Genomic DNA, 12,036 nt, shown 5'->3' with positions numbered 1-12,036 from the left:
ACTGGGTCTTTGTCAATAAAAGAATATAACATTTTAAAAATAAAAACATTATATAACTTGGAGATGGAGGGGATAAATTTTAGGGTATATATGGAAGGAAAAGGCTGATTTGTTTCAGAAGACGGCAGAAAATTTTTCAACAGGCTGCTACCGGTGTAAGTTGTCAACAAAAGTAATATCTTTTTATTGACAAAGAACGGGCTAAATTATATAATAGCCCTATAAAAAGGACGACAAAGAAATTCTCAAAACACGAAGAAGTTAGAAGATCATCATCCATTAAGAGAAAAAGAGGGAGTGTTCTACTATGCGTCTTGTATCATTGAAGAAAACCATGCCATTTGTTCTTTCAGCTGCTATGGCGGTGACATTTGCCATTCCAAGTGCCAATTTACCGGCTCTTGAGGATACGCCGCTGGCTCCGGCCGTCGCTTCGGCTGCCATTACGAAGACATGGGATTTTTCGAAGAGCATTGGCAGCTGGCAGTATTTTGGCAATTACAACTATGACAGCAAGGCTGCAGCTGTGTATGATCCGGCTTTTGGCGGTTCGCTGAAGCTCACGGTCGATTACTCAAAGGACAAGGATGAGACTTGGAGCGAGGTCAAATTATCCGATCCGTCCATCAGCAAGGCTGCTCCGATTTCCGTTTCGAACTGCAATGTTGTAGAATTTGACCTTTATTATGACCCGGCGAAGATTTCCGGCGACAGTACGTTTAAGGTCAAGGTCTATGCCAAAGATGACAAAGACGATGAAGTCATCAATGATTTGGCGGATGATATCGGCATGAGCCGCGCGAAACCGGTGGAAGGCTCAAACCTCAAGCGCGTTCATGTCAAAGTGCCTTTGATGGATACGTATACGGGCAAGATCAGCCATCTTGAAGTCAGCCTTGTAAGCTATCTCTCCGGCTATAAGGGAGATGTTTACATCAATAACCTCCAGATGTAACAGATGAAATCAGCAGGACTGCCACGGCTGTTTCGTGGCAGCCCTTTTGCACTGTGCTTTAAAGAAGGGAACCCCATGCAGAATAAGTTTTTAAAGAAGATCATCCCACTGACCTTATCCGCGGGCATGCTTTTTTCGCTGCCGGCCGTTGTGCCGCAGTATGCGCCGGCGTTCTGCCAGAGTGAGGTACAGGCCGCGGCCAAGGGCATGAGCTGGAATTTCACGAAAGACCTTGAAGGGTGGAAATACGGCGGCAAATGGGCTTATAAGGGCAAACCGGCTGTGAACTGGTCAAACGAATTCGGCGGTACAATTAAGCTTGATCTCGATTACACGCCGACGGCAGACCAGAGCTGGTCGGAAGTCAAACTGGAATACGCCAAGGCGGCGAACAGCCCCATTAGTCTTGCGGGCTGCAACGTACTGAGCTATGATTTGTATTTCAATCCCCAGGCCATGACGGCCGGCTCTTTTAAGACAAAAGTCTATGCCAAAGATACTTCCGGCAAAGAAGTCATCAATACAGCCCCAGAGATTGACCTCAGCAAGGCACGCGATGCCGGCAATGGCATGAAGGTCGTTACGGTCCAAGTGGCGTTCCAGCCGGTCAAGGAAAAACTCAATTACTTCATGTTCAGCATTGTCGGCTCGAATACGGATTATAAGGGAGCCGTATATGTAGGCAAGGTTTCGGCCCATTATGTCAAGCTGCCGGACGGCTATGTCAATAAGACGGAAAAAGTCGCCAAACAGCAGACGGTAGAGCCAACGTCACTGGCGACGCCGGCAGATGTCAAACTTGTCGATGGCAAAGCCTCGGAACGCACAGCCCAGATGTATGCGTATTTAAAGGGAATTGCCGATTCGCAGTACGTGCTTTACGGCCATCAAAACGAGCTTCACAAGAAAGTCAGCACTCTGCCGGGCAAGTCGGATACGTATGATATGGTCAGGGATTTGTCCGCTGTCATCGGTGTTGACGGTCTTGCGATTACGGGCGATGAGCTCTCGCTGACGGATGCCGAAAAAGCGGCAGGTGTGACGTATGCGGAAAAACTTGCCAATCTCGTCATTCCGGCCGGACAGAAAGGCGCCGTCATCACGATGTCCTGTCATATGCCAAATTTTGACCTTGTCTCGAAAAAGCCAAAGGTCGATGGCAAGTATGATTACAGCACGTATTCGCCAAATGTCACTTCGGGGGATGTCGTGCGCCGCATTCTGCCGGGCGGCGACCTCAACGGTGTGTTCAACGGCTATCTCGACATGGTCGCGGATTTTGCCGGACGTCTGCAGGCTGCCAATGTTCCGATTGTCTTCCGTCCGTTCCATGAAAACAACGGCAGTTGGTTCTGGTGGGGCGCTGCTTACTGCACATCAAGCGAATACAAGAACCTTTACCGTTATACGGTAGAGTACCTGCGCGATAAGAAGGGGTTGCACAATCTGCTCTACGCTTATTCTCCGGGCGGTCCGTTTGCCGATACGGCCGATTATGCTTCGCGTTACCCGGGCGATGGCTATATCGATATTGTCGGCTTTGATATGTATCATCGCGACCCGGCGAAACAGGATGACTGGATGAAGGGTTTTGATGATACGATGAAAGTTGTTGACGATTTCGCTGCAGCTCATCATAAACTTGCGGCTGTCACGGAAGCCGGCATCCTCGTCGGCAATAAGGGCGGCGCACTGGCCAAAACGGGCAATCAGCGTCTGGACTGGTTCGAGGAAGCTTTAAAGAAAATTTCCCCGCATAAGATGGCTTATTTCATGACATGGTCGAATTTCAGCGAGGATAACTTCGATGAGCCGTATATGGTCACCAATAAGCGCGGTCATGAGATGGTCAACAATTTTATCAAGTTCTACAATGATCCGGATTCCATTTTTGCCGGACAGATTGGCGATTACGGCAAGCTCAATGTCAAGATTGAGCCGGCCATGGCTAAGGATGGCTATTTACTCACTCCAGACGCCATGACGCGTATTTTAGCACCGGTCCAGCTCAAAGCAAAATTGACAGGCAGCTGCCAGAATGCCGCTTTTATCCTGCAGCGCAAAGACGGCACAGCGGCAGCCACGATTCCTGCAACCATTCAGGACGGTTATGCGACAGCAGAACTTTCTGCCGATAACCTCGCCGCCATGGGGAAAACTGTAGGCAGGGTGGCTTTGACGGTCGACGGGCAGCAGACGGATGACGTACAAGTCCTCTACAATATGCCGGCACCGATACCAAATCCTGCCATGGTCGACAATTTTGAGAACTATTACGGTGACAATGGACTGCTCAAGGGCTCGTATTCGACGAACTGCGGCGCCGGCTGCAGCGTGGATGTGACGCTCAGCAGGGAACATGAAGAAGGGGAAACAGGACTTCGCTATCATTATAAGATTACGAAGGGCGGTTATGCCGGTATTATCAAGAGCCTCAAGGGTGTTGACTGGTCATCCTATACAGGGGTAAAGTTCTGGGTTAAGCCGGATGGCAAGGCTCAGAAGCTTATTTGTCAGCTCAACAGCAACGGCGAAGATTTTGAAGTCAATCTGACGAATGTCGCAGCCAGCACAGAACCGCAGCTCGTGACCATTCCGTTCAGTGAGTTCAAAGGGAAAAATGGCGGCAAACTCGATACCTCTGCCATCCAGCATTTTGCCCTTTACTGCAATACAATTGGCGATGAACCGGTTGAGTCGGACTTTTATTTCGACGATATCCATGCCGTAAAATAAATAAAGATATATGTTTTGTCGAGTTCCTTTAAATATGTAATCTTTTTATACACTAAAAGATATAATATTATTGACACAAGCAGAGCTGTCTCTTATAATGAAGGCAAGAGAAAATCACATGATTGCTTAAAACAGGGGGATGAGGGATTTGTATCCAATGAAACTGCAGGCTCCGCTCAAGGATTATATCTGGGGCGGCACGAAACTCAAGACGGATTACGGCAAGAAGACGGATCTCGACAAAGTATCGGAATCGTGGGAACTTGCCTGCCATAAGGACGGCATGAGCATCATCGAGAATGGTCCTGAGGCCGGCCGCACGCTCAAGGCTTATCTTGATGAGGCAGGTCCTGAGGTTCTTGGCGAGCATGCGAAGAAATTCCCGTATTTCCCGCTGCTCATCAAGCTCATCGATGCCAAGGATAATCTTTCCGTGCAGGTGCATCCGGACAATGACTACGCCATGCGCGTTGAAGGCGAGTTCGGCAAGACAGAGATGTGGTACATCGTCGACTGTGAGCCGGGCGCCACGCTGATTTACGGCTTCAAGAACAAGATTTCGAAGGAAGAGTTTGAAAAGCGCATTGCCGACAATACACTGCTCGAGGTCTGCAATCAGGTCCCTGTGCACAAAGGCGATGTTTTCTTCATCGCTTCGGGCACGCTGCATGCCATTGGCAAGGGCATCATCATCTGCGAGATTCAGCAGAATTCCAACACGACGTACCGCGTTTATGATTACGGCCGCGTGGGCAAGGACGGCAAGCCGCGTGAGCTGCATGTCAAGAAGGCCATTGATGTGACGAATCTCGAACCCGTCAAAGAACGTCCGCATCTTGACGCCGTGCTCGATATTTTTGCGGACACCAAGGCACGCCTGCTGGCAGCCTGCGAATACTTTACGGTCTATGAGCTTGAAGTCGATGGCACGAGCCATCTGACGGCCGGCAAAGATTCGTTCCAGAGCTTTACGGTGCTCGAGGGCGAAGTGACGCTCAAGGCCGGCAGTGACGAACTCGTCTTTAAGAAGGGCGAATCGTCCTTCCTGCCGGCAGGTCTTGGCCATTATACCCTGACGGGCAAAGCCAGCCTGATCCTCAGCAAAGTTTAAAATTCTTTTTGTTATTTTTCTGGCAGCAGTTTCTTTTCAGAAGCTGCTGCTATTTTTGTAGTTCTTTTTAAAATAAAAGATATGTTTTTATTGACATAAAATAAATGCCTTACTATAATAGAAAAAGAGAGAAAAATAAGAACACCTTAAAAATGGGAGGAAATGAGGATGAATAAAAAGTATTTACGCCTTGCGGCAGCCTGCGCCTGCCTGTCGCTGATGCCGGCAGCGGCGTTTGCAAATCCAGTGACGGATGCCGATGACCCAGCCTATGTGGAACGCACGGCTCAGCCGGATGCAGCGAAGGCCAAGGCGGAAGCACCAACCATCGGGCAGCTCGCGCCGCTTGTCAATGAAAAGCTCATGCCGGCTGATAAAAAGGCTACGAAGGATGCTGTCGGTCTTTACCGCTATCTCGATGCTGTCGGCAAAAGCGGCTATGTCATCTACGGTCATGAAAATGACGCGCATCATAAGATGTTCCGTCCGGAGGGCGGCAGCGAGTCCGATACGAAGGATGTCACGGGCTCTCTGGCTGGCATGACAGGCTTTGATGCCCTTTCGTTTACGGGCGATGAGCTGCGCCTTACCGATGTCGAGGCCAATATGGGCGTGACCTGTGTGGACCGCATGGTCGATATCACGACGAAAGCGGCTAAGGAAGGTTCGATTCTGACGCTTTCGATGCATATGCCGAATTTTGACCTTGTCGCCAAGAAGGCCAAGGTCACGGGCAAAGTCGACTACAGCGGTTATTCGCCGAATATAATGGAAGGAAATGTCGCTCACCGCATCCTGCCGGGCGGCGACCTCAATACGATTTTTAATGGCTACCTCGATATGGTGGCCGATTATGGCCTGCGCATGCAGAAACAGGGGATTCCGGTCATTTTCCGTCCTTTGCACGAACATAATGGCTATTGGTTCTGGTGGGGTGCGAAAAATACTTCGGCACAGGATTTCCAGAAACTTTGGGAGTACACGGTTACGTATCTGCGCGATAAGAAGGGGGTTCATAACTTCCTCTATGCGTATTCGCCAAACGGCCCGTTCACCTCGGAAGAGGATTATCTGACGCGTTACCCGGGCGATGCGTGGGTTGACATTATGGGCATCGACACCTATGATGATAATCAGACAGGGGAGTATTTCACGAATCTCGATACGTCTCTCGGCATCATGCAGCAGGCCGCAGCTAAGCATGGCAAAATCATTGCCCTGACCGAGGCCGGCGTGCGTCAGGGCGGCAGTTTGGCTGTTTCGGGCAATACGGACAAGAAGTGGTTCAGCGAAGTGGCGGCCGTGGCCGAGAAACATCATGTCCCGTATTTCATGACGTGGGCGAATTTCGAGAAACTGCCGCACAATTTCTTTGCGCCGTACATGGTCAGCAAGACGCGCGGCCACGAGATGATCAACGACTTTGTCAATTTCTACAATGAAAAAGGCACGCTGTTCGCAGATGGCATTGCGGACTACCGTGCTTTCGGTAAATAAGATCTGGAACAAACAATGAGGTGAAGGGATTATGGCAATTCTGGCATTCGATGTGGGCGGCAGCAGCGTCAAGTACGCTGTGGTCAAGAAAGACGGTACCATCGGTGAAAAAGGCTCATTCAAGACACCTGCGGATTTGGAAGGCTTTTATAAGGGGCTTCAGCAGGTAAAAGAAAAATTGGCGTCAGAGCATAAAATCCGCGGTGCGGCGTTCTCAATGCCCGGTGCCGTCGATGACGAGCGCGGCATCATCGGGGGCGCCAGCGCCATCCCGTATATCCACGATTTTACCATCAAGAAGGCTCTGGAAAAAATCCTTGAACTGCCTGTCACGATGGAAAACGATGCGAACTGTGCAGCCCTTGGTGAAGTCTGGCTCGGTGCTGCTAAGGACAAGAAGGATGTGGCTTTTCTTGTCATCGGCAGCGGCGTTGGCGGCGCTCTCGTCAAGAACGGCCATATCCATCATGGCGCCCATCTTCATGGCGGCGAATTCGGCTTTATGGTTGTGGATGAGGAAGGTACGATTCTCAGCGAAGCAGCTTCAACGGAAAATATGGTACGTCATTGTGAGCAGATGAAAGGGGCGGCCGCAGGCAGCCTTGACGGCAAAAAGGTCTTTGCCATGGCCGATGATGGCGATGCCGATGCCAAACTCGCCATCAAACAAATGATCGAGCAGCTTGCACGTGCCATCTACAATATTCAGTATTCGTACGACCCTGAATGCTTTGTCATCGGCGGCGGCATCAGTGCACGCGAAGACTTTGTGCCGGCCATCGATGCGGCCGTCAATAAAATCCTCGAGAAAGTCCGCATTGCCCGCGTCCGTCCTGACGTGCGTCAGGCGAAGTTTGGCAACGATGCGAACCTGCTCGGTGCCGTATATCATTTTTTGCAGCATAAATAAACTGCGCCCTTATAAAATATTGCTCTGTATGCCGGCTGCTTTTGCAGCCGGCATTTTTTGTACTGTTTTCGTAATATGATTTTTTATTTCATTTTTCTTGCAAAAAAAACGGATATGCTCTATAATTTAAATAAATGATATAACTTATTAAGAGGAATGTGTGTTATGGTAAAATATCAGGAAATAGCAAATGAGCTGCGTTCGCAGATTCAGGCCGGAGTCTATAAGTCCGGCGAGCAGCTGGCACTGGAGCGCGAAATGTGCGAGCAGTACGGCGTCAGCCGCATCACCATCAAAAAGGCTGTGGATCAGCTGGTTAAGGAGGGACTCGTCGTCAAGCGCCGCGGTTCGGGGACCTTCGTCAAGAGCCTTGGCAATCAGGATGTACATGATATCAGCATGGCCAATCAGTTCTCGGGATTTTCCAAAACGTTTGAGGGCCATAAAGTCGAGACGAAGGTCTTGCGTTTCGATATCATTCATCCGGCACAGGAAGTCGCGGAAAAGCTCAATATCACGACGGATGATTTTGTCTATGATATCGTGCGTCTGCGCCAGCTCGACGGGCGCCCCGTCGTCATCGAATACACGCAGATGCCGATTGAGCTGATTCCGGGAATTAAGCGTGAAGTTCTGGAAAAGTCCATTTACGGGTACATTGAAAAGACGCTCCATTTCAAGATCCAGTCGGCTCATCGGTTTATCCGCGCGCTGATGCCAACGGAGGAAGAAGAGAAGTTCCTACATATTCAGCATGGCAAACTGCCGATCCTTGAGGTCGAACAGATTGCCTTCCTCGATGACGGCCGTGCTTTTGAGTATTCAAAGGCCCATCATCGCGGCGATGAGCAGGCTTTTCGCGTGGTCAGTATCCGTTAAGGGGCAGCACCTCATACAAACGACAGAAGGGATAACATTGCTTTTCCTTTCTGTCGTTTTTTATAATATATCATTTTAAAATTTTTCTTTACCATGTTTATAATTAATTTACAAAAAGACATAACTTTTTGTTGACAAGAGCGATACAAGACAGTATAATAAGAACTGTAAAAAGGAAAGGGAATCAAGCAGAAATGCTTTACGAAACAGGAGGAATCATCATGAAAAACATTTATCTCGTATGCAATGCCGGTATGTCGACGTCGATTCTGGTCAAGAAGATGCAGGAAGCTGCCAAGAAAAAGGGCCTCGATGATGTTCATGTCGAAGCGTTCTCGGTTGAGATCCTCGATGAGCGTGTAGACACGGCCGATGCCGTCCTGCTTGGACCGCAGATCCGCCATATGCTCGGCGATGTCAAGAAAATCGTCAACGGCAAATGCCCGGTCGATGTTGTCGATATGCGTGACTACGGCATGATCCGCGGCGATAAGGTCCTCGATAAAGCGCTGAAGATGATTGATGCCAAATAATCCGGCTGAGGAATTTGCGTGTCAGTCAACGGACAGGTCTGACAAATGAATCGGAAGGACAGAAGACGGCAGCGTGGGAAAGTCCTGCCGGGGGCAGCAGGCTCCCTCGCTGGTCCGTCCGCCCCTTTCGAAGGAATAATACTTTCGGAATAATCAGGAAATATATAATAGTTTACTGAATATTATTAGGGAGAAAAGGGAAATGAACTCTGTAATTGAAAAATTTGAGAGCGTCATGATGCCAATTGCCGGCAAGATTTCCGGCAATCGCTATCTGCTCGCGATGCGTGATGCGTTCTCCATGCTTTTGCCGTTTATCATCGTCGGTTCGTTCTTCGGCATCGTGGAATGGGTTATCCTCGATCCATGGGGCACGATCATGGGCCCGGATGGCATGAACCTCGGTCAGGTATTCACGGGCCTCGATCCGAAGAGCGATGCCTATAAGGCTTCGGCTTTCGTCTCGACCCTGCAGATCATTCAAGGCCTCTGCAACAATGTCGTTACGGTCGGCTTCGGCATCTTCTCGTTCATGCTCGTCGCTGCCTTTGCTTACCGTCTTGGCACGATCTGGGGCGGGGACCCGTTCTCGACGGCCCTGACGGCTATCGGCGCTTTCATCATCGTGACGCCGGGCCAGGTCATCGGTAAGGCCGGTGATAAGATCGGTGCTTTTGGACTCGATTATTTTGGCAATAAGGCTGTTTTGACGGCTATCATCGTCGCAACCGTTGCTTCGTGGCTTTTCGTCAAACTCTCGAAAAACGAGAAGATCCGCATCAAGATGCCGGAGACCGTACCGCCGGCTGTATCGAATTCTTTCGCCGTCCTCGTGCCGGTTTTTGTCACGCTGTCTGTTTTCACGGTCTTTGCCACGATTCTCTCGGTTGGCAATTTCATGGGCAAGACAGCCCTGAATGACCTCATTTATGCCCTGATTCAGGCACCGCTCATGGGCTTTTCGCAGGGCCTCGGCTTCTCCATCCTCTACCAGTTCATCGTTTGGTTCTTCTGGTGGTTTGGTATTCACGGCCACAATGTCACGGCTGCTATCCAGAACATGGTTTACATGCCGGCACAGCTTGCCAATCAGGCCGGCGATGCGTCGTATGTTTTCTCGAACGGCTTCTTTGAAGAACTCACGCTGCTGCAGGTCATGGGTCTCGTACTCGCCATCTTCATCTTCTCGAAGAAAGCAAGCTGGCGCGCTGTCGCGAAAGTCGGTTTTCCGGCGATGCTCTTCAATATTCAGGAGCCAATCGCCTTTGGTCTGCCGATTGTCCTGAACCCGATTCTTTTGATCCCGTACAATCCCGTACATTTTTGCGCCAATTGCCAATACGATCATCGGCTGGCTGGCCATCTCGACGGGGATTGTACCAATCTTTAAATACGTCGTGCCGTGGACAATGCCTTCGTTCTTCGGCGGCCTCATCGGTACCGGCTCCATAAGCGGCGGTCTCCTGCAGCTCGTCTGTATCGCAGCGGATGTCTGCATTTACGCACCGTTTGTCATCGCGGCCAATAAGATAAAGGACGAAGAGGAAGAAGAGGAAGAAGACGCAGCTTAAGTCAAACAGCAGCTGTAGAAGATTTATATAGGAAGCAAAGGAGTATTCATATCATGGATGAAAAAACAGTAGAACAGTCGATGCAGCTGATTCTGCATTCCGGCACGGGTCGTTCGATGGTCATCGAAGCCATTCAGAATCTCGCGAAAGACCACGATATCGAGAAAGCACGCAAGCAGATTGAAGATGCCGGCAAGGAAATCGGCCAGGCTCATGACATTCAGACGGCCATGATGTCGGCGGAATGCGATGGGCACCCTGTCGAGAAATCCATCCTGCTCATTCATGCCCAGGATCATTTCATGACGTCTCTTGCCGTACGCGACATGGCCAAACTCATGGTAGACCTCTACGAAGATTTGAAAAAGTGATTTGAAGAAATAAGGAGCGATCAGCGTGATTGCACATAAGTTTCCAGAAGGCTTCTGGTGGGGAGCCGCCACGTCCGGTCCGCAGTCGGAAGGACGTTTCCATAAAGCCCATCGCAATGTATTTGATTACTGGTATGATACGGACCCCAAGGCCTTTTTTAACGAGGTTGGCCCTAATGTCGCCTCGAACTTCTACAATGATTATGAGGATGATATCCGCCTGATGAAGGAGACGGGGCTCAACTCCGTGCGCACGTCCATCCAGTGGTCGCGCCTCATCAAGGATTTTGAGACGGGTGAGACGGATCCGGAGGCCGTGAGCTTCTACAATCATGTCATCGATGCGTTTATAAAGAATGGCATTCGTCCGATTATCAATCTTCATCATTTTGATCTGCCGGTTGAGCTTTATCAGAAATACGGCGGCTGGACGAGCAAACACGTTGTGGACCTCTTTGCCATCTATGCCAAGCGCTGCTTTGAGCTCTTCGGCGACCGCGTCAAGGATTGGACGACGTTCAATGAGCCGATGGTCGTAGCCGAAGGCGAATACATGTATCAGTTCCATTATCCGCTGCTCGTTGATGGCAAAAAAGCCGTACAGTGCATCTTTAATCTCAATCTGGCTTCGGCTAAGGCCATCAAGATTTTCCATGAGACGGAATGCGCGCGCCTCGGCGGCCGCATCGGCATCGTCATCAACCTGACGCCTGCTTATCCGCGCTCCGAGGACCCTGCTGATGTAGCAGCTGCAGACTTTGCGGAGACGTTCAAGAACAAGTCGTTCCTCGATCCGGCTGTCAAGGGCGTTTTCCCAGAGAAGCTCGTTGAAGTGTTGACGCGCGACGGCGTACTTTGGGAAGCGACGGCTGACGAGATGAAGACGATTCATGACAATACGGTCGACTTCCTCGGCGTCAATTACTATCAGCCGTTCCGCGCCAAGGCTAAAGAATCCAAGTTCGACGGTTCGCATGGCTGGCTGCCGGATAAGTACTTTGATACATACGAAATGCCGGGCCGCCGCATGAATCCGTACCGCGGCTGGGAAATTTATCCGAAGGCCATCTACGATGTTGCCATCAACGTCCGCGATAACTACGGCAATATTCCGTGGTATATCTCCGAAAACGGCATGGGGGTGGAAGGCGAGGAGAAGTTTATCGGTGAAGATGGCGTCATTGCCGACGATTACCGCATTGACTTCATCCGTGAGCATCTGGAATGGCTGCACAAGGGCATTCAGGAAGGCTCGAACTGTTTTGGCTACCATCTCTGGACGCCGATTGACTGCTGGTCCTGGTCCAATGCCTACAAGAACCGCTATGGCCTCATCGCGCTTGACCTCGTCACACAGAAAAAAACCATTAAGAAGTCGGGCCGCTGGTTCCGCGGGCTTGCAGAAAATAATGGTTTCTGATAACGTATCCACTTTTGTCTGAGCATCCCTCTCTTATAAAGACAAAATATATG

At 50.2% G+C, this 12,036-nt stretch carries 11 protein-coding genes; all 11 read left to right on the top strand.

The genetic code is table 11. The annotated features are described in order from the left end of the window. Positions 1-307: 307 nt before the first annotated feature. The 11 genes from ACE419_RS01855 to ACE419_RS01805 all read left to right on the top strand — a co-directional run bounded on the left by ACE419_RS01855 (position 308) and on the right by ACE419_RS01805 (position 11,983). Entirely contained in the window at positions 308-955 is a 648-nt protein-coding gene (locus tag ACE419_RS01855; RefSeq protein ID WP_435720839.1) for a hypothetical protein, read from the top strand. 75 nt (positions 956-1,030) lie between these two features. Next, a complete protein-coding gene (locus ACE419_RS01850; RefSeq protein ID WP_435720838.1) occupies positions 1,031-3,691 on the top strand; it encodes a glycosyl hydrolase in 2,661 nt (886 codons plus the stop codon). 157 nt (positions 3,692-3,848) lie between these two features. Next, positions 3,849-4,802: a type I phosphomannose isomerase catalytic subunit gene (locus ACE419_RS01845; RefSeq protein WP_435720975.1), complete on the top strand. Its 954-nt coding sequence runs from the start codon at positions 3,849-3,851 to the stop codon at positions 4,800-4,802. Positions 4,803-4,970: 168 nt separating this feature from the next. Further along, positions 4,971-6,299, top strand: coding sequence for a glycoside hydrolase family 26 protein (locus tag ACE419_RS01840; protein ID WP_435720837.1), 1,329 nt, complete (start codon positions 4,971-4,973; stop codon positions 6,297-6,299). Positions 6,300-6,330: 31 nt separating this feature from the next. Further along, the gene (locus ACE419_RS01835; RefSeq protein WP_435720836.1) at positions 6,331-7,209 is read left to right on the top strand and encodes an ROK family protein; all 879 of its coding nucleotides are present in this window, start codon (positions 6,331-6,333) and stop codon (positions 7,207-7,209) included. Positions 7,210-7,374: 165 nt separating this feature from the next. Beyond that, positions 7,375-8,088, top strand: a complete 714-nt coding sequence (locus ACE419_RS01830; protein ID WP_432647090.1) for a GntR family transcriptional regulator — start codon at positions 7,375-7,377, stop codon at positions 8,086-8,088. Positions 8,089-8,309: 221 nt separating this feature from the next. After that, the gene (locus ACE419_RS01825) at positions 8,310-8,621 is read left to right on the top strand and encodes a PTS sugar transporter subunit IIB (RefSeq protein WP_432647091.1); all 312 of its coding nucleotides are present in this window, start codon (positions 8,310-8,312) and stop codon (positions 8,619-8,621) included. Positions 8,622-8,823: 202 nt separating this feature from the next. After that, complete coding sequence (locus ACE419_RS01820; RefSeq protein WP_435720835.1) at positions 8,824-10,011, top strand: PTS sugar transporter subunit IIC; 1,188 nt, start codon at positions 8,824-8,826, stop codon at positions 10,009-10,011. Positions 10,012-10,018: 7 nt separating this feature from the next. After that, positions 10,019-10,192, top strand: coding sequence for a hypothetical protein (locus tag ACE419_RS01815; RefSeq protein WP_435720834.1), 174 nt, complete (start codon positions 10,019-10,021; stop codon positions 10,190-10,192). Positions 10,193-10,245: 53 nt separating this feature from the next. After that, positions 10,246-10,563 carry a PTS lactose/cellobiose transporter subunit IIA gene (locus tag ACE419_RS01810; protein WP_435720833.1) on the top strand — a complete coding sequence of 106 codons (318 nt, stop codon included), beginning with the start codon at positions 10,246-10,248 and terminating at the stop codon, positions 10,561-10,563. Positions 10,564-10,588: 25 nt separating this feature from the next. Next, positions 10,589-11,983 carry a glycoside hydrolase family 1 protein gene (locus ACE419_RS01805; RefSeq protein WP_435720832.1) on the top strand — a complete coding sequence of 465 codons (1,395 nt, stop codon included), beginning with the start codon at positions 10,589-10,591 and terminating at the stop codon, positions 11,981-11,983. The last annotated feature ends 53 nt before the right edge of the window (positions 11,984-12,036 follow it).

It is taken from the genome of Mitsuokella apri (assembly GCF_047974105.1).
Taxonomy (GTDB): domain Bacteria; phylum Bacillota; class Negativicutes; order Selenomonadales; family Selenomonadaceae; genus Mitsuokella.
Note: the sequence above shows the minus strand (reverse complement) of the source record. Positions and strands in the feature narration are given on the sequence as shown.